This is a genomic window from Streptomyces spirodelae, assembly GCF_017676385.1.
In the GTDB taxonomy this organism is placed as follows: domain Bacteria; phylum Actinomycetota; class Actinomycetes; order Streptomycetales; family Streptomycetaceae; genus Streptomyces; species Streptomyces spirodelae.
Map to the genome: position 1 here is coordinate 1 of NZ_JAFFZN010000010.1, position 18,001 is coordinate 18,001.

General features: G+C 69.2%; 11 protein-coding genes and 5 pseudogenes. 5 read left to right on the forward strand and 11 right to left on the reverse strand.

Annotated elements, in window-relative coordinates; all coding sequences use genetic code 11:
- Positions 1 to 629: 629 nt before the first annotated feature.
- Positions 630 to 908: a hypothetical protein gene (locus tag JW592_RS12820; RefSeq protein ID WP_307805393.1), complete on the reverse strand. Its 279-nt coding sequence runs from the start codon at positions 906 to 908 to the stop codon at positions 630 to 632.
- 210 nt (positions 909 to 1,118) lie between these two features.
- Between JW592_RS12820 and JW592_RS32705 the strand changes: the two genes are divergently transcribed.
- Positions 1,119 to 2,015, forward strand: a complete 897-nt coding sequence (locus JW592_RS32705; protein WP_229375883.1) for a hypothetical protein — start codon at positions 1,119 to 1,121, stop codon at positions 2,013 to 2,015.
- Between the two features lie 47 nt (positions 2,016 to 2,062).
- Here JW592_RS32705 and JW592_RS12830 read toward each other — a convergent pair.
- From JW592_RS12830 to JW592_RS12850, 5 genes and pseudogenes are all read right to left on the reverse strand, one after another.
- Positions 2,063 to 2,462, reverse strand: a pseudogene (locus tag JW592_RS12830) (response regulator); the annotation flags it as partial.
- Between the two features lie 314 nt (positions 2,463 to 2,776).
- Positions 2,777 to 4,090, reverse strand: coding sequence for an FAD-binding oxidoreductase (locus JW592_RS12835; RefSeq protein ID WP_209265170.1), 1,314 nt, complete (start codon positions 4,088 to 4,090; stop codon positions 2,777 to 2,779).
- A 193-nt stretch (positions 4,091 to 4,283) separates the two neighbouring features.
- Positions 4,284 to 5,708 (reverse strand): MFS transporter, encoded by a 1,425-nt coding sequence (locus JW592_RS12840; protein ID WP_209265171.1) that lies wholly within the window; start codon positions 5,706 to 5,708, stop codon positions 4,284 to 4,286.
- Positions 5,701 to 6,615 (reverse strand): NADP-dependent oxidoreductase, encoded by a 915-nt coding sequence (locus tag JW592_RS12845; RefSeq protein ID WP_209265172.1) that lies wholly within the window; start codon positions 6,613 to 6,615, stop codon positions 5,701 to 5,703. The genes JW592_RS12840 and JW592_RS12845 overlap by 8 nt, the downstream gene beginning before the upstream one ends.
- A 31-nt stretch (positions 6,616 to 6,646) precedes the next feature.
- Complete coding sequence (locus JW592_RS12850; protein WP_209265173.1) at positions 6,647 to 7,150, reverse strand: nuclear transport factor 2 family protein; 504 nt, start codon at positions 7,148 to 7,150, stop codon at positions 6,647 to 6,649.
- A gap of 115 nt (positions 7,151 to 7,265) precedes the next feature.
- On the opposite strand from JW592_RS12850, the gene JW592_RS12855 reads away from it, so the two are divergent.
- The gene (locus JW592_RS12855) at positions 7,266 to 8,162 is read left to right on the forward strand and encodes a LysR family transcriptional regulator (RefSeq protein WP_209265174.1); all 897 of its coding nucleotides are present in this window, start codon (positions 7,266 to 7,268) and stop codon (positions 8,160 to 8,162) included.
- Between the two features lie 332 nt (positions 8,163 to 8,494).
- Here JW592_RS12855 and JW592_RS12860 read toward each other — a convergent pair.
- Positions 8,495 to 9,291, reverse strand: a pseudogene (locus tag JW592_RS12860) (transposase family protein).
- Positions 9,292 to 10,273: 982 nt separating this feature from the next.
- Between JW592_RS12860 and JW592_RS12865 the strand changes: the two are divergent.
- The gene (locus JW592_RS12865) at positions 10,274 to 12,250 is read left to right on the forward strand and encodes a hypothetical protein (RefSeq protein WP_209265175.1); all 1,977 of its coding nucleotides are present in this window, start codon (positions 10,274 to 10,276) and stop codon (positions 12,248 to 12,250) included.
- A gap of 66 nt (positions 12,251 to 12,316) precedes the next feature.
- Here the strand turns inward: JW592_RS12865 and JW592_RS33190 are convergent.
- From JW592_RS33190 to JW592_RS12880, 3 genes and pseudogenes are all read right to left on the reverse strand, one after another.
- A pseudogene (locus JW592_RS33190) lies at positions 12,317 to 12,604 on the reverse strand (transposase); the annotation flags it as partial.
- 277 nt (positions 12,605 to 12,881) lie between these two features.
- A pseudogene (locus tag JW592_RS12875) lies at positions 12,882 to 14,038 on the reverse strand (IS3 family transposase); the annotation flags it as partial.
- 203 nt (positions 14,039 to 14,241) lie between these two features.
- Positions 14,242 to 15,852, reverse strand: coding sequence for a serine hydrolase domain-containing protein (locus JW592_RS12880; protein WP_209265176.1), 1,611 nt, complete (start codon positions 15,850 to 15,852; stop codon positions 14,242 to 14,244).
- A gap of 82 nt (positions 15,853 to 15,934) precedes the next feature.
- Here JW592_RS12880 and JW592_RS33340 point away from each other — a divergent pair, with 82 nt between their 5' ends.
- On the forward strand, positions 15,935 to 16,591 hold the full coding sequence (locus JW592_RS33340; RefSeq protein WP_209265177.1) for a TetR/AcrR family transcriptional regulator: 657 nt from the start codon (positions 15,935 to 15,937) through the stop codon (positions 16,589 to 16,591).
- A gap of 38 nt (positions 16,592 to 16,629) precedes the next feature.
- Positions 16,630 to 17,068: pseudogene (locus tag JW592_RS32720) on the forward strand (transposase); the annotation flags it as partial.
- 252 nt (positions 17,069 to 17,320) lie between these two features.
- Here JW592_RS32720 and JW592_RS12890 read toward each other — a convergent pair.
- Positions 17,321 to 17,965: a hypothetical protein gene (locus JW592_RS12890; RefSeq protein WP_209265178.1), complete on the reverse strand. Its 645-nt coding sequence runs from the start codon at positions 17,963 to 17,965 to the stop codon at positions 17,321 to 17,323.
- Positions 17,966 to 18,001 lie beyond the last annotated feature (36 nt).

Genomic DNA, 18,001 nt, shown 5'->3' on the forward strand with positions numbered 1-18,001 from the left:
CCCGTTCAGGCGTCGTCCAGGCCGGGCCGCACCCTCACGATGTGTCGGGGGCGTCGGTACGCTTGCACCGCCGCAGCAACTGCCGCTCTCCGATGGATTTTAGGGATTTTCGCACCGGGGGTGGCGGCCCACACCACGGGGTCTGTTGTGGCGCCCGCGTAGTCCGATACCGCCACGCGAAGGGGGCAGATGGTAAGCGGCGGCCTCCCGCACCACCGGGAGGCCGCCTCGCGTAGCCCGATGCCCACCTCTGCGGCAAGACCGCCAGGAGGAACGACATCAGTACCGACAAGGAGCCTAGCTCCAGCGACAACGACGAGTCACCCCGGCGCTGGCAGGGGATGCGCCGCACGGTGGCGCTCAGCCTGCTCGCCGGAGCCGCGACCTCCCTCGGCAGCCACTTCATCACCGGCCTTGTCTGGTGGCTGCAGAATCGCTGACCCGCCGCAAGCCATGCGCGTCCGCGGCGAGACTCCCGGGCGCGCACCGCTCTTCAGGAAGGGCAATGACGTCGGCTGTTCCGCAATGCTTCGGCCTCGGCCAGGTGGCACGGAGTTTCGGGGTCATGCCGGGCAGACCACAGTTCGAACGCAGGTGGGGCCTCAGGAAGCCCGGCGCTTCACCTGGCGTCAGGGGCAGTCGCCTTCCCAGTCCCACAGCCGAGGATCAGAAGAGCGAGGTCCGTAGAGCGTCCGGCCCCCGGGACCGAACCGGCCGATCTCGGTGATCAGGGCCGCTCCGTCGGCCAACTCCTCGTCGCTGCATGCGGTGACATCGAGCAGCAGCCCGTCGAGTGGGCCGCCGACCAGTTCGCGGTAGCGGCCGGGGTGGGCGTAGGGGTGCGGGTCGTCGTGATCGCTGCCGTAGACCCGCCGACGCGGCTCACTCCCACCCGGAACTGACACCACCGCCCAGCCCCCTCTGACACTGGTGCGCAGGCCCCACTGACATTGGTGCGGTCACCGGGGACGGCCGACCCCGCCTACACGAACGGCACGTCATCCACCCGGCCCACAACAGGCCACCAGGCCCTCACTCCTGCTGACACCCAACCCGCTTCCACCGCATCCCCAATTCACACCGGTTACATAAGGTGACTTCTGCCTGATGATGTGGTCATGAGTGACAGAAGAGCACGCACCTACGCGGTGTGCGCAGTCAAGCTGGACGAGGACCACACAGACGCCGCCGAGGGGACCTTCGACGCGGCCCTGACGAACGCTTTGGTCGCGATCGTCGCCGCCGAGTGGCCCAAGGAAGTAAGGAAGTCCAAAGGCCCCACGTCCCAGACCAAGCCGGCGTCAGCCCTCCTGAAGCTGATCAGGGATAAGGCCGAAGAGGCGGGGAGCGGTGTCCGAATTGCACCCGATGGCCATGATGTGTTCCTCCTCAGCGACCCCCACGCCGACGAGGGAAACCGTGGTGTGGAGGAAGCACCTGCTGCGGAGACGCCTTGGGACGACCTCTTCTCCGAGCCGTGGCCGGCCGCTGGGCCCCTCGAAACGCGGGTCGACGTCGGCACGCTCCAGGACGCCCTCGACGTCACCCAACCGGTCCGCCACGCCCGCGAAGACGGGGACGAGGCGGAGGAGGAGCCACGGCTGCTGGAGCGGCGGCATGTGGAGGCCCTGCTCGCGCTGGACTCCCACCCCAGCCTGAGGGCCCTGGTCATGGAGCAGGAGTACCGATACGAGGACAGCGCGCAAAAGCAGGACGAGAGGGAGAGGGAACAGGCCGTCCGGACCCTGGAGCGCATAGGCGAGGAGGAGGCCGACCGTCGGGCGGCGGCCGCGGACGAACTCCACGACGGTCCGTCCCCGGGCGATCCGTACGCGCTGGAGATCCAGGAGTGCCCGGTGTGTGGCTACGAGGCGTTCAGCTCCGACGATGGCGACGAACTGGGCATGGGGGTCGGCTTCGGTGAATGCCTGGTGTGCCACTACCGGCGCACCCCGGCCATCGCCAACGCCATCGCGCGCCAGATGGAGTGGCAACGACGCTGGGAGCGCGACTGACCGAACGGCACCGGGCGGGCGTGTGTGAGTGGAGTGTCTCAGGGTTGTCAGTGGTTGCTGCGTTGGTTTCGTTCGAGGTGGATGCCGGTGAAGACGGCGACTTTGGCGCGTAGGACCCAGGAGTCGAAAGGTTTGGCTAGGTAGTCGACGGCGCCGGCGGCGTAGCCGCAGGCGGAGTTGTCGGGCCCCCATGGCGGTGAGAAAGATGATGGGGATTTCGCGGGTGGCGGGGGCGGCGTTTGATGTGGGCAGCGGTCTCGTAGCCGTCCACGCCCGGCATCTGCACATCCAGCAGGATGACGGCGAAGTCGTCGTGGTCCAGAAGTTCCTTGAGTGCTTCGCGGCCGGAGGAGACCGCAACGATTTCCTGGTCGAGGGGTCGAGGACCGCCTTCATGGCCATGCGGTTGTTGAGGTTGTCGTCCACGAGCAGCACCCGCGGCATCCGCCTGGCCCCGCGCCCCCGGTCCGGGGACGGCCTGGGGAAGTACCTCTCCCCCGCCTTCTTCTTCGGCTTCGGCGCTCTCCTCCAGGCTGCGCAGCTGCCGCTCCAGCGCGTGCACCGCTCCTCGGCCTGCGCGCGGCGCAGCTCGGTCTCGCGTACTTCGAAACGGTCGGGGCCCAGGCAGCGCCGGGTGCCGCGGCGGCAGGGACGTCGGTGACCGAGTGCACGCCGAGGAGGACCCGGCTGGCGGCGACCAGCGCCGCAGGCGCCTGGCCGCCGGCCAGCCGTGTTCGCTTCACTCCATCGTTTCGCGGCGATCAGGAGGCCGGGTCCGCCAGGACGGGGAAGTTACTACGGAACACGCCGTGCGGGTCGCGTTCTCGCTTGATCGTTCGCAGCCGGGCGAGAGCGTCCGGTGTGAACGCGGCTGAGGCGTCCTCGCCGGGCGCGAGGTAGGTCAAGGGCTTGCGGCCGCTCAGTTGCGGGGCGAGGGCTGTGCGCAGCTCGTCCTGCCGGGCCCGGATAGCGGTCGCGGTGTCCGGTGTGGCGGGCACGCCGAACAGATAGAGGGCGAAGGGCTCGGTCAGTGGCCCCTGCGGGCTGTCGGACGGTCCGGCCAGGGCGCCGCCGAGGTGCCGCAGCTGCACCGTGAGCAGCGGCTCGATCGGTTCGGCCAGCAAGGCTTTGGCGGTGACGTCGGTGAGCTCGGTGAGAAGCTCCCCTCTGGCGAGTCCTGGGCCGGGATCGGTGGGCTCGGCGGTGATGGCGCCCAGTTCGGCGATCGGGATGGTGGCGCGGCTGTCGGAGGTCGGTGTTCCGAGGTCCCCCAGCGGACGCAGCAGTGCTCGTCCCTCGGCCGGGTGGCCGAGGTAGGTGGCGTCGACCGCAACCAGCGGAGCGGAGCCGGGGAAGTGCAGCAGGTCGACCCAGACGGTGAGCTCGTCCGGCGCGGTGGAGGTGATGTCGCGGAATGTGGCGAGTACGTCGGGGGCGTGGTCGGCGGGCCAGAGCATGCGGCCGCCGTACAGTTCGGGAGCGGGGTGCAGGGTGAATTCGAGGGCGGTGACGATCGCGAAGTCGCCACCGCCGCCGCGCAAGGCCCAGAACAGCTCGGGGTCGGACTCGTCGGTCACCCGCGCGCGGTGTCCGCCGGGGTCGACGATGTCGAAGGCGGTGACACTGTCGGCGGCCCAGCCGTGCTTGCGGCCGAACCAGCTCAGCCCGCCGCCGAGGGTGTAGCCGGCCACGCTGACCACTGGGGAACTGCCCGGGAGACCGGTGAGACCGTGCGGGTCGGCAACGGCCTGGATCCGGCCCCAGCTGACGCCGGCGCCGACGCGGGCGGTGCGGGCGGCCGGGTCGACGCGCACTTCGTTCAGCTGCCCGGTGCGAAGCAGGATCACTCCGTCGACGTCACCGGTGGCACCGTGGCCGTTGGGTTGCGTCGCGATCGTCAAACACTGGTCGCGAGCGTAGCGGACCAGCGCGGCCACGTCGTCGGCGTCAGCGGCCTCGACGACGGCGGCCACCGGCTGGTCGACGGCGAGATTCCAGGGCTTCGTGGCCGGGGCGAAGTCGTCGTCGCCGGGCAGCAGGACACGGCCTCGGATGGCGGAGCGAAGGTTCGTCATGAGTTCTGTCCTTTGGGGATGGGCGAGATCGGGCCGGTCTGCCTGCGAGCTCGTGTCATCGATGGTTCCGTCCTTGTCGCCGAGGAGTTCGCCATACCGGTGCCGCCAGCAGGTCGAGAACGCCCAGGTCCGAGACGAAAGCCTGCGGGATCGTTCGCGTTGGTCAGCAGGGCGGCGATGTCGCGTCTGGCGTTCACGGGTCGACTCGTGCGGCTGAGTTCGCCGGATCGGCCTGCCGGAGGGACGGGGTGAAGCCGAGAGCGGTGACAGCGGCGGCCAGGATGCCGGCTGCTGCGGCGAACAGTGCGGCGCGCAGGCCCTCGACGGTGGCGGCGGTTTCGCCCAGGCCGGCGACGGCGACGAGCACGGCCAGGCCCACGGCACCGCCGATCTGCTGGGTGGTGGAGGCCATGCCCGATGCGATGCCCTGGTCCCGGGTGCCGATGCCGGCGGTGGCGGCGCCGAACATCACCGTGTATCCGGCTCCTTGGCCCAGGCCGAGCACCAGTAGGCCGGGCACCAGGGTGAGGTAGCCGGCCGTGGTGCTCAGGCACAGACCCACCGTGATCGTGCCGGTTGCGCCGACGAGCAGGCTTGCCACAACGGCGGTGCGCATGCCGTGACGGGTGGCGAACCAGCCGGCGATCTGCGATCCGGCGGCGATGGCCGCCATCGGAACCAGGAACGCCAGTCCGGTTGCCAGGGCGCTGTAGCCGTGCACATCCTGGAAGTAGAGGGTGAGGAAATACAGCAGCGCACCGAATGTGCCCATGTAGAGAAACGTGATGGCGGTGCCGGTACGCAGGTCGCGGTCGCGCAGCAACCGCATCGGCAGCAACGGCTCGGCGCTGCGCCGTTCGATCACGACGAACGCGCTCAGCAGTATCAGGCCGGTGGCGGCCGGAGCGAGCACCGCCGGGGCGGACCACCCCGACTCGGGGCCTTGGACCAGTGCGAACACCACAAGTGTGATGCCGCCGGTGGCCGACAACGCGCCGGGCAGGTCGAACCGCCCGCCCGCACGCCGGTTCCCGCGGGGAATGAGCGGCAGCGCGCCGAGCGCGGCGAGCACCGCCAACGGCACGTTCACCAAGAGCACGGCGGTCCAGCCGAACGCGTCGGTGAGCACTCCGCCCAGCAGTGAGCCCAGGATCATGCCGCTGCCGCCGGCGGTGCCCCAGACGGCGAACGCGCGGTTGCGTTCCCGTCCAGCGGCGAACCCGGTGCTGATCAAGGTCAACGTGGCAGGGAACAGCAACGCGCCACCCAGCCCTTGCACCGCCCGCGCGGCGATCAACATTCCCGGTCCGGTCGCCAACCCGCCAGCCAGCGAGGACACCGCGTAGAGCACCAGCCCCAGCACGAACATCCGGCGCGGTCCGGCCACGTCGCAGGCCCGGCCGCCCAGAAGCAGGAACCCACCGAAGGCGACCGCGTAGGCGCTGACCACCCACTGCAGGGTGTGCGCCGAGAAGCCGAGGGCGTCGCTGATCTCCGGCAGTGCGACGTACACGATGTTGTAGTCGAGGGCGATGATCAGCTGCGCGAACGCCAGCAGCGCCAACGTCGCGACCGGCCGCCGGAACCGGGCTGGCGCGTCGGTCAGCTCGTCAGTCATCGTCGACCGCCTTGAGCACGATCTTCCCCGGCACACCGTTGTGTTTGGCGAGAAACGCCTGCCTGGCGTCCGGCAGCGCGTATGTGGCCTCGACCATCGGGCGGAGCCGCCCGGTGCGGACGCGGTCGGCGAGTTCGGTCAGCTGCGCGCGGTCGGGCTCGACGATGAAGTACACCGCCCGTCCGCCGGACACCGCCGGGGGTGGCGCGGAGATCGACACGAGCGTCCCCCCGGGCCGCACGACGGCGGCCGAGCGGGCGAGCACGTCACCACCGACCGTGTCAAAGACCAGGTCGGCCCGGCCGTCGAACCAGTGCCGGTCGAGGTCGACGAACTCATGCACGCCCGCCTCGATCGCCACCTCCCGTTGAGAGCTACGGTCGGTGCCGATCACGTGCGCTCCGGTGTCCCTCGCGAGCTGGACGGCCACGCTGCCGACGCCGCCACCCGCGCCGTGGACGACGACGGACCGCCCGGCGGCCAACTGCCCATGGCTGAACAACGCCTGCCACGCGGTCAACCCCGGCATCGCCAACGCCGCCGCCGCGACGTGGGTCACCGTGTCCGGCAGAACCGCCAGATCGCGTGCCTCGGCGGAGAGGTACTCGGCCGCCGCCCCGTCGCGGTGCCGGTCGGTCAGCCCGTACACGCGGTCGCCGACCCGCAGTCCGGTAGTGCCGTACCCGACGGCCGTGACCACGCCCGACACCTCGTGTGCCGGAACGACCGGTGTCCGGTCCCGGCCACCACGGTCCACCCAGGTCACCGGCCAGTCCAGCTCTCCGGGGGTGAAGGAGGCCGCGTGCACCCGTACGAGCACATCTCCCACGCCCGCGTACGGTTCGGGCGCCTCCTCGTAGACGAGTCCTTCCGGGCCACCCGGCTGATGGATTCTGACGGCTTTCACGTGTTCTTCCTTTGTGAGGTTCCGGAGCGGGTCAGGCGGTGAAGATCGCGTTCGGGTCGCCGGTGAACCAGGTGTTGTCGATCCGCATGCGGTGGATCAGCCAGCGCGTGCCGTCCCGGGTCAGTTGGACGTCATAGGGGTTCTTCAACAGCGCGAACACCCCGTGATCGGCGGTCAGCAGGTGCTGGGCCTCGACGAGCGCGGTCAGCCGCGCGGTGTCGTTCTCGATGACGACACGTGTGTTGGTGACCTGGTGGGTGGTGTCCACCCGGCCCGTGAACAGGCCCAGGATGGTGGTCACGATCGTGTCCCGGCCCGCCATCAGCGGCGGCCGCGCGCCCCACTTCGCGGCGGCCGGCCGGAAGTCGAGCTCGGCGTCCGCGGTGAAAGCCGAGGCGAACAGCGCCCTGTCCTTCAGGTCCTGGCCGAGGGCGAAGCGGTGGAGCGCGTCGACGATCTCGGCACGATCCCGCAGTTCCCGCACGACTGCCGTGCCGCTGTCGGCGGCCAGCGCGTGGTCATCGGTGACGTACATTCCTGCTCCTTTGTGGTCCGGTTTCGATATCTCCAATCTCCGGTGGGCGGAGCTGCGGAACAACGCCGATGTGTGCCACGATCGTGAAGCCACGGTTAACGAAGTGGGGATGGGTATGCTGGAGCGACACGAACTGGAGGCGTTCCTGACCCTGGCCGAGGAACTGCACTTCGGCCGCACGGCGGAGCGGCTGCGCGTGTCCACCGCCCGGATCAGCCAGACAATCCGCAAGCTGGAACGGCGGGTCGGGGTCCCGCTGTTCACCCGGACCAGCCGCCGGGTGGAGCTGTCCCCGGTAGGACGTCAGTTCTACGACGACCTCCGGCCGGTGTGGACGTCGATGACCGCCGCATTGGCCCGGGCGATCGAGACCGGCCGCGGGTTCACCGGGACACTGCAGGTCTGCTTCACCGGCGCGGCCGCCGGCCAGTTGCTCGTCGGCGCCACCGAACTGTTCCGGGAGCGCCACCCGGACTGCGATGTCCGGATCCGCGAAGCCCAGATGGCGGAACTGATGCCCTGGCTGCACGACGGCGAGGTCGACATCGCGCTGGCGACCTTCCCTGTGCACGAGCCGAACATCGACAGCGGCCCCGTGCTGGTGTCCGAGGACCGCTTCCTCGCCGTCCCCATCGGCCACCCCTTCGCCGACCGCGACTCCGTCTCCGTCGAGGACCTGGCCACGGTCACCATGCTGCGGCTACCGGACACCCTGCCCGAATCCCTGCGCGCCGACCGCACCCCCGCGACCACCCCGGCCGGACACCCGATCCGCACCGGCCGGTCCGCTGCCACGTTCCAGGAAGTGCTCACCCTCGTCGGCGCCGGCCACGGCGTCTTCCCGGTCGGCGCCAACGTCAAGCGCTACTACGCCCGCCCGGACATCGCCTACGTCCACCTCCGCGACGCGCCACCCCTGCGGTGGGGCCTGCTCTGGCGCGCCGACAGCGCCACCTCGCGCGTCCACGCCTTCAGCGACGCCGCGCATGATCTCGTCTGCGCACACCGATGACCACGCCCTCGCGCGCGTCCGCCAACTGGGAGAATCGCGACCCCAGGCCCTTCACCATCACCCATCTGGAATCGAGCCTTCCTGAGCAGGTAATCCAGCGCGCGGCCAGCAAGCCCGACGGGAGCTGAGGACGGCTGCAGCGCAAACCGGCGTCAACGGGCGCGCTCTCATGGCTGATCGATAATGCAGTCGGAAGCGCGGCAACGCTGACCAGCTGGCAGAACGGGCGGCTCGGAGAGACCTGGCCGGAGTCAGAGCAGTGTCGCAAGACTAAAGCGTGTTGCAGAAGGTCGTGTTCGGGCAGGTCAAGCCGGGTTTGTGACCCGGTCTGGTCATGCGGCGAGGGCGAGGTTGTGCATGTGGGCGACCGCCTGGACCGCATGATGGAGGCCGTTGCCGCGCTGGCGGCAGTCGCGGAGGATCTTGTAGTGCTTCATGCGGGCGAAGGCGTGCTCGACGCGAGCTCTGACCCGTCGGTGTTCGGCGTTGTCCTCCTCCTCGCCGGGCAGCAGGGCCCGTCCGGGGCGTTTGCGGTGCGGGACGATCAGGCCGGTGTTGAGGTAGGCGCCGTCGCCGAGGACGGTCACGCCTTCGCACCGGTCGGCCAAGCCGGAGTCCCGCCACGCTTTCGCGTCCGCGGTATTGCCGGGCACCGGCCGGGCCGCAGCGATGACCAACTTGGTGCCGGCGTCGATGATGACCTGCACGTTCGCCGAGAACCGGTAGTTGCGCGAGGACGCTGCGACCTTCCGGTCGCGGACCGGGAGGAGGTGCCGTCCACGATCCACAACCGGTCGACCACGTCGGCCGGACGAGAGACAGGCTCGATCGCCGGCAGCGGCCGCAGCCGCTGGATCACCCGGCACACCGTCGCCGGCGAGACCCCGAAGAGCGGCGCGAGCTGCCGCATGGTGAGGTTCGTGCGGTAGTACACGGCCACCAGCAGCACCCGGTCGGCCAGCGGCAGACGCCAAGGACGGCCACCCCCAGGACCGTTCCCGCCTCGTTCTCGCACGACCTTCAGCAGCCGCTCGAACTGCCGCATCCGCAGACCCGTGAACGTCTCCACCCACAACGGCTCAGCCCTCAACACCCCCGCATACAGGGAAAATGCCCGCCCCCCAGCCATCTGCAACACGCTTCAAGGACAACCACACCGCGGTACCGCTCTGCCACCATGTACCAATGACCAGAAGCCCCAGCAGTAAAGAACTGGCAAAGCCGCGCTAACGGAGCAGGCCAGGGAGTGTGGTCCCCGCGCGAGCGGGGGTCTTCCGCAGTACCGCACGCAGGGGCTCAACGCCCTGGTGTGGTCCCCGCGCGAGCGGGGGTCTTCCGCAGTACCGCACGCAGGGGCTCAACGCCCTGGTGTGGTCCCCGCGCGAGCGGGGGTCTTCCGACAAGAGCCGCCACCTGCGGACAACAGGTGGCGTGGTCCCCGCGCGAGCGGGGGTGTTCCGACCCACAACGTGGGCCTGTACTGCAACGTCGAGTAGTCCCCGCGAGAGCGGGGGGTGTCGCGGTGATCTCCCTTGAGACGGTGGCACCGGCAGTTGGTCCCCACGCAAGCGGGGGCGGTTCGGACCGGCGACGGCGGGGTGGAGTAAAGCATCATCCGCAGGGGTCAGAGGCGCGGCGGCGGCCTACAGCTGGGTATAGGCGTTCGATTGTGGAGTGGTGCCCGTGGCGAAGGATCCATCTGGCGACGACCCGGGGCGAGGGCGGCCGCGCCATCACGGGCCGCGGCGAGGTGCGCTTCTGGCGGAGGTAGGGCGCGAACGCGCTGGTAGCTGCCCTGATAGCCGAGCGGGACGATCTCTTCCCACAGTTTCCAGGCATTCGTGCCACCCTCATTCCAGCGGTCATCGAGGGAGGTCTTGAGCTCGTCGAGGACCGCTGCTCGGGCCCGCCGCTGACCGGTGAAGAGGTCTTCCGGCTTGGCGGCGTCCGCGTAGTGTTTGACCGTTCGGCTCGTCCCTCCAGAAGAGCCGCACCCAGCTCCTTTCCTTCCGCACCTTGCTCATGGGCGGCCCAACCCGCGCGCAGTTCGCGGGCCACACGGTCGCCGGGTACCGGCGAAAGGCGGGCACGTGATCCGGCAGGATGGCCGCATGCCCCACACCCCGATACGCCCCGCACAGCCCTTCGACGAGAAGTGGATCACCCAGGCCCTCAGCGGTTTCATCGAAGGTGCCGGACACTGGATGCCCGGCACGCTCGCCTCGTTCACCGAGGTCGGCGGCTACTTGACTGGGAGTGGCGAGGAGGCGCCCGCGCGATACCGGGGTTGGAACTGGTACCGGTTCATCGGCCGGTGCGGCGCCGTGGCCCTGCGGGCGAGCTCCTTCCACGTGCAGGACCATCTGCGCGCGGTCCAGCTGGCGATGCTGGACGTATGGGCAGAAACTCCCTTTGCTGACCCGGAGGTTCGCGCCCGGATGTGTACGGGCGTCCTCGAACTCGCCGACAAGGACACGCATGCCGCGCGGACCCACGACGGTGCGGTGGTCGCTCTGCACGGGATCGGCGCCGGCCGGGACGGGCAGCGTTTCGTCGAGTTGCGCACCGGCTCCGTGCAGCCGCCAGCACCCGGTCGGATCACGGCCACCGAGCCGGTGCCTGCAGCCGGTTGGGACACACCTGACCGGCTGCGGCGCCTCGTGCACCTCGTACGAGAGAAGGGGCCCGCGCCCTGGGACCGCGCGGCGGCCACGGTGCTCGCCGAGCGGACCGGACTGAGCCGGGCCGGTGCCGCGCTGCTGCTCGCCGGAATGCCCGATGTGAAGTACGGGTCCCGGGGCCTCAATGCCGAGGCGCGCAAGGTGATGGGGCTCAAGCAGTCCGAAGCCGAGGCCGGTGAGCAGGAGTTGGGGAGCCTGCGGGTGGCCGAGCGCCTCGATCTCCTGGCCGACGTGCTGCCCGCGGACCCCGGGCAGCTGTGGCAGGAGGGCGGGCAGCTGGCACTCGCCGAGCGGGTCGCCGAAGCCTGGCGCAGGCAACAGGGCATACGCCCCGCCGTGCCGGAGGCGACGCTCGCCGTCGCCTCCGAGCACATCGATGTGCGGATGGCCCCAGCAGCCGTGTGCGCCGTGTTCGCCGATCCCGCGCGCGAGCCGCGGCTGACCCGCGACCCGGACACCCGGCTGCGGGTGAACAGCATCAGCGGCGGCGGCTGGGAGGGCGACGAGGGTTTCCTTTTCAGGGAGCTGCTCACCGTGGTCTGCGACGCCGTCGACTGGGTGTACGCGGAGCTTCCCGAAGGAGATCCCGTACGCCAAGGTGTCCCCGCGACCGTACGGCTACTGCGGGAACGCCTGGCTCACCCGGGGTTGCTGCTCTCCGCCCGCGGCCGCAGCCTGCGCGGCCGCACCGTGGCGGAACTGCTGCCGGACTTCCCCGGCGCCCTGCCCTACTTGGACGCCGCAGAGCCGCTTGACCATCCCACACTCGACGACGGCCTGGTCGTCGTGTCCGAGGCAGGGTTCGACCGGCGCGGTGAGCGCGAGGCCCCCGGTGTGTACTTCCGGCCCGGCCGCTACGGGGCCGACGAGCGCTCGCGGCGCTTGGAGGCCGTGGTCGACGAGGAGGACTCGAATCTGGCGCTGGTCCGCCGACTGCGCGGTCCCGAGTTCGATCGGATCGTGCAGCGCATCACTGAGGGGTCGCTGCCGCCGGGCGGCTACGAGACCGATCCGCGGCTGTCCGCACCAAATGTGCTCGAGGAGGCGATCGCCGCCACCGGTCTGGATACGGACGCCGCCACGTTGTATCTGCAGCTGCTGGCCCTGCCCGTGCCCACCGACCGACGTATCCGCCGCTTCAACCAGTGGACTCCCGGGCACCACAAGGCTGTTGCGGCCGGACTCGTCGAGGCCGGTCTGGTGGTCGCCGACCGCAGGGCCCGGGCCGGGCGGGGGGTGTTCCTCCCCGGCGACTGGGCGGGCGGGGACAAGTTCTACCCTCCGATGGAGACCTGGAAGGCCGGGCTGCTCGGGGTCCGGGTCATCGGGCGCAAGGTCTACTCCCGGCCCGTCGCCGGGCCCCTTCCCGAACTCTTCGCCCGGGCCTGGCGGACGCGTCCCCACTGAGCGTGGCGGCACGTTCCGCAGGTTGCGCCGGGTTCTGGATCAGTTTGATCACGCTCTGTGCTCGCATCACGCCAGAAGCACGCGTTCCCGGAGGAGCGCGAAACCAGCTCGCCCGTACATCTGACGCTTGATCATTTTGATTCGGTTGACATGGCCTTCGACGATCCCCGCGTTCCAGGGCAGGGTGAGGCCCGTGATGACGGCGTCGAGATCACGTTCGAGGCCGTTGATGAAGGTGTGCATGCCGGGCAAGTCGTCGGCGTGAACCGCCGCCATCCATGCGATGAGTCGGTCACCCTGGAGCTGAGTGAGCACCTGGGTGAAGGAACGGACATGGCTGGCCAGGGCGTCTAAGTACCGCATCGGACCACGTTCGCCCTATTGGGCGTTGAGCGGGCCGACGTGTCGGGCGGATGATCTGGTGCTGGTTCGGTGGAGCTACTGGTCGGGATGCAGCAGGGAGATCAAGGCAGTACACACCACCTCGCGGCACCACGTGGCGATTGAGGCACTGAAGACACGCTCAGGCAACCACAAGCCACAGATCGACGTCACACTCGTCTCATCCTGCTACCAAGCCCCCGAACACGGGCCTGCTGCAGTGTTGGGTGACAGGTTCGGTTACGCGGCCTGAGCCGGCCGGTGTGGTGTTCATGACGGTTTCGTACTCGACGGGAGTGAGGCGGCCGAGTGCGGTTTGTCGACGGCGCCGGTGATAGGTGCGTTCGATCCAGGTGACGATCGCGGTCCGCAGTTCCTGCCGGCTGGCCCAGGCCCGGCGGTCGAGGACGTTCTTCTGCAGGAGGCTGAAGAAGGACTCCATGGCGGCGTTGTCCCCGGCCGCGCCGACTCTGCCTATCGATCCGGTCATCCGGTGCGCCTCCAGGGCACGGCGGAACTTCCGTGAGCGGAACTGCGAGCCGCGGTCGGTGTGCAGCACGCAGCCGGCCACGTCCCCGCGCCGGCCCACGGCGTTGTCCAGCGCGGTGACTGCGAGGTGGGACTTCATGCGGTCATCGACGGAGTAGCCGACGATCCTCCTGCTGAAGGCGTCCTTGATCGCACACAGATACAGCTTCCCCTCCGCCGTGCGGTGTTCGGTGATGTCGGCCAGCCACAGCCGGTTCGGTCCGGCGGTGGTGAAGTTGCGCCGCACAAGGTCGTCGTGGACCGGCGGGCCGGCCTTTCCGCCCTTGGCGCGCTTCTTGCCGAACACGCTCCACCAGCCGTTGTCCCGGCAGATCCGCCACGCGGTCCGCTCCGCCATGGGTGCCCCCGCGCTACGGGCCTCGTCGGCCAGGAAGCGGTAGCCGAACTCCGGGTCCTCGGCATGCGCGTCGAAGAGCGCGTTCGCGCGGTGTGCTTCTTCGACCGCCGCCTCGGTGACCGGGCGGCCCAGCCAGCGGTAGTAGGGCTGGCGGGCGAGCTTGAGGACCCGGCACGCGAACGCGACGGGCACTCCCTCCGCGGCCAGCTCCTTCACGAGCGGGTAGATCCTTTTCCCGGAAGGTGGGCCTGCGAGAGATAGGCGGCGGCCCGGCGCAGGACCTCGTTCTCCTGCTCCAGCAGCTTGATCCGCCGGCGTGCATCCCGCAGTTCCGCACTCTCCTGGCTGGTCGTTCCGGGCTTGGCCCCCTCATCGATGTCCGCCCGGCGCATCCACTTCCATAGCGTCATCGCGTGGACCCCGAAGTCGGCAGCCACTTGCTCAACCGTCACACCCGGGCCGCGGTCCCGCGCGACCCATACGACATCCTCGCGGAACTCCTTCGGACAGGGCTTGGGCACAGCGACATCCTTCCCACCCGCCCCACAGGGCAAGCCAGTTCAGACGTCACCCGATCGTGCAGCAGACCCGAAAACGTTCCCGGGGGGTTGGTAATCACCTGTCAGGGCGTGCCGCATCGAGCGTATTTATCCTGCTGGGTATTGAGCTGTGTTACTTCTTGCGGTGGCCGCCGGTTGACGTGCTTCCAGTTAGTGCCTGGCTGTCATTCAGCGATCGCGTCCGGGCCCCGTTCCGCTCGTCCCCGCACGATGTCCCGTAGTGCGAGAGTGAGCCGCACGAAGACGGTCAGGGCGCCGGCAGTGGCTGCGGCGCACAGGGCGAGGAAGGAGTCGGGCACCCAGTTCAGGAGTTGGCGCGCGCTCATCGAGCGGGCCAGGGCGAACAGTGCGATGCCCGGCAACGCGCCGGCCGCACACCAGGCCGTGGTCATGACGGCGAGGCGTGTCCGGGATGAGTACACACGCTGTCGCCGCAGCAGGGCGAGGGAGCGGATCGTGGCCGCGAGCAGCAGCAGGGCCGAGCCTGTGGTGGTCCACACTGCAGTGTGGTAGGGAAGCGCCGTGGCGGCTTCGGCTGGTTCACTGCCGGCGAGGATTCTGGCGGCTCCGAAGCCGACCTCCATGACCGCCGGATCGTGGAGGATTCCGTGCAGGTTCTGTTGGACGACGAGGGCGGTGTTCTGTTCGGGCAGGAGGAACAGCATCGCCGAGTAGCCGGGTGTGGCGCCCGTGTGCCAGATCGCTTTGCCGAGGGGCGCGTCCAGTCCGCCGATGCGCCAGCCGAGGCCGTATCCCGTGCGGTTTCCGCTCGGCCTCAGTGTGCCCTCTTCGCGCATGAGGCGTACGGACTCGGGGGTCAGGACGGCCTTGCCGTCGGTGGTCTTGCCGGCTCTGAGTTGGAACGAGGCGAAGGCCGCCAGGTCGTGCAGGTCGCCGCCGAGATAGCCGTACCCGGCGCCGTCGTCGTCGATACCGTCCGCGATCGCGGCGGGGATACCCCACAGGAGCTGGTGTCCGGGAGGCAGTGCGCGCTCGCGGGCCGAGGCGGCGTCGGTGACCGCGTCCTTCATCCCGGCCGGTTGGAGTACGGCGCGCCGTAGGTATTGGGCGTAGGGGCGTTCGGTGACGGCTTCGACGAGTGCGGTCAGGACGAGGTAGTTGGCGCTGGCGTACTGGTAGCGCGCGCCGGGTGGGCCGAGTGGCTTGATGCCCTTGAGGTCGGCTATGCGTCGCGCTGGGTCGGGGCAATGGGTGCCGAAGCAGTCGGTGATCTTGGAGGTTTTCGCCTCCGGGAGTCCGGCGGTCTGGTTCAGCAGATGTCGGACGGTGACCTGTGAGGCGTGTTTTGTGCCGCCGAAACGGAAGCTTGGGAGGTGGTCGACGACCCGGTCGTCGAGGCGGAGCCGGCCGGACTGGATGAGTGTCATGACGGCGGTGGCTGTGGCGGGTTTGGCGACCGAGCCCCACAGGAACGGGGTTTTCGCGGTGACGCGTCGGCCGTTTCCGTCGGTGCCCCATGACCGTTGGTGGAGCGGTCCGTCGGGCCCGACGACGGCGTAGGAGAGTCCTGGGGTGTTGGTGGCCGTCATGCGGGTGCGCACGAAATTGTCGAGTTCGTCGTATGTGGCGTGTGCTGCTGGCCGGTCGGCTTGGGCTGGTTGTGCCGCGGCTGTTTGTGGGATGGCGGTCAGCAATGCGAGTAGCAACAGGGTGACGCCGACGGCGGTGGTGCGCAGGTGTAGCGGCTTGGGGCCGGAGGGCGGTGGAGGGGTGGGTCTGAGGTGGAAGGGGGGTCTGGGGAAGGGGGTGGGCATGGGCACGCGCGCTCCTCGCGATAACCGTATGGATATACCGTATAGCCATACGGTTTTTACCGTACCCTGATACGGTTATCAAGTGCCGAGGACAGCGGACCATGAAGAACGCAGACGTCAGATCGCCGTGGCGGTGTGCGAACTCATCTCCAACAACGGCTTCGACGCGGTGACCGTCGCCCGCACGGCTGCGACGGCGGGCATCTCAGTGGGCCTGGTACAGCACTACTTCCGCACCAAGGACGAGATGCTGTTGCACGCCTTCCACCACGTCAGCACCCATGTCCGGCACCGGATCGACAAACGCATCCAGGCGGGCATCGAGCACCGCCGACCCATCGCCAAGGTGCTCGCAGCGGGGATGGCCGAACTGCTTCCGCTCGACGCGACCCGGCGCACCGAGTTCCGCGTGATGCGTGCCTTCGCCGGGCGCGCCCTGGATGTCCCTGCGCTCGCTGAGGTCGACATCGAGACCGCCAGGGCGCTGCGCGCGGACATCGCTCAGGCCGTGCGCAACGGCAAGGAGTGCGGCGAAGTCGAACCCGACCTGGACCCATGGCCGGCGGCCGTGCGTCTCGCCGCGGTCACGGACGGGCTGGCACTCCAGGTCTACCGCGACCCGGATGGCGTGCAGGGAGTTCCCGCGAAGGAACTCGCCGCCTCGATTCTCGATGCCGAACTCGGCGTCACGTTCACCGGGCAATGCCAGCAGTACGACTCCCGGAAGGACCGCCTGTAGCGGCTGCTTGTTTGCGCACGGCGCTGACCGAGGGCCGTGCCGCGGCCCTGGAAGCCGAAGTCAACCAGTACCTAGCTGAGTTGTCGGATGAGCGGGACGAAGTCGGGCGCCGTCTGGTGGTCCGCAACGGTCATCACCGCGAGCGGACGGTGGCCACCGCCGCCGGGCCGATTGCGGTGAAGTCACCGCGGGTGAACGACAAGCGGGTCGATGGCGAGACGAGCGAGCGCAAGCGGTTCTCGTCCAGGATCCTCGCCCCCTGGTGCCGGAAGTCCCCGAAGATCAGCGAGGTACTGCCCCTGCTCTACCTGTACTTCTGTCCTCCGGCAACTTCGTGCCAGCGATGGAACAGTTCCCGGCACGGCCGCCGGGCTCTCGCCGACCACGGTGACCCGGCTGACCAAGCAGTGGAGCGACGACCACGCCGCTTTCCAGAACCGGGACCTGTCCGGATCCGACTACGTGTACGTGGCTGTCCCATCGCCTGAGCGCTGACGGTGGCCTTGACCTTCGCCCCGGGATAGCGTCCCTCCAGCTCCTTGACCAGGCTCTGCACCCGGCGGGGGGTCTCCCCCGGGCTGACCCCCCGCATCACGGGAAGTGGCGGCAATTCCTCGCCGTTGGACCAAGACCCCTCGATGACCAGATCGGGACCGATCATCCGGGATCCCCGGTCCCGGGCCTCTTGGGCTGCCCAGTCCGGCGGCGCCGTTCTCGACACCCTCAAGGTCAGGACGTGCCAGCGTACTGCCCCTCTCGGACTGGCTCGGGAAACGCTGGCCTTGCGCGGCGCGGCTCCAGTGGGTGTCCGCGGCCGATCGGCCACAGTCTGGGGGCGTGGAGCTCGCTGTTGTAGGGCTGGAGGTACGGCCTGCCGGTTTCTGGGTTGATGGTCATACGGGCCTGCGCGATCCAGCGCTCGTACTTGCGGGAGGGCTGCGCGCGCTCACCCTCGGCTTCCACCAGAGGGAGGTCATAGACCTCCGAGATGGCGCGCTTCGGGGAGAGGCCGAGCTTGAGCGCGTAGTTGTACATCGTGCCGATGGTGGCGGCCCGCAACTGCACGCCGTCCGTCTTCTTCTTGTGCGGCGTGGGAAGGGCCAGGGAGACCACCCAAATCGAGCTACGGGGGAGTTCCCTGGCTGCCTCAGCTGCCTTTCTTATGCGCCGGACCAGTTCGGGATCGTCGGTCGGTCGCCGGGCGTTGCTCCGGGTTCGAGGGGGCGGGACGTCCCGGACAGTGCGCGAGCTCCAGGTCGACCAGTCGATGTCGACCTCTATCGCCCAGCCCGGCCACCCGTAGAGATTCCGCAGGGTGACGCCGGTCTCGGTGAGGTCCATCTCGATCTCACCGAACCCCATCCCGAATGCCATACGGCCACTATCTCGCAAGCCCGCGTTCGGCACCGT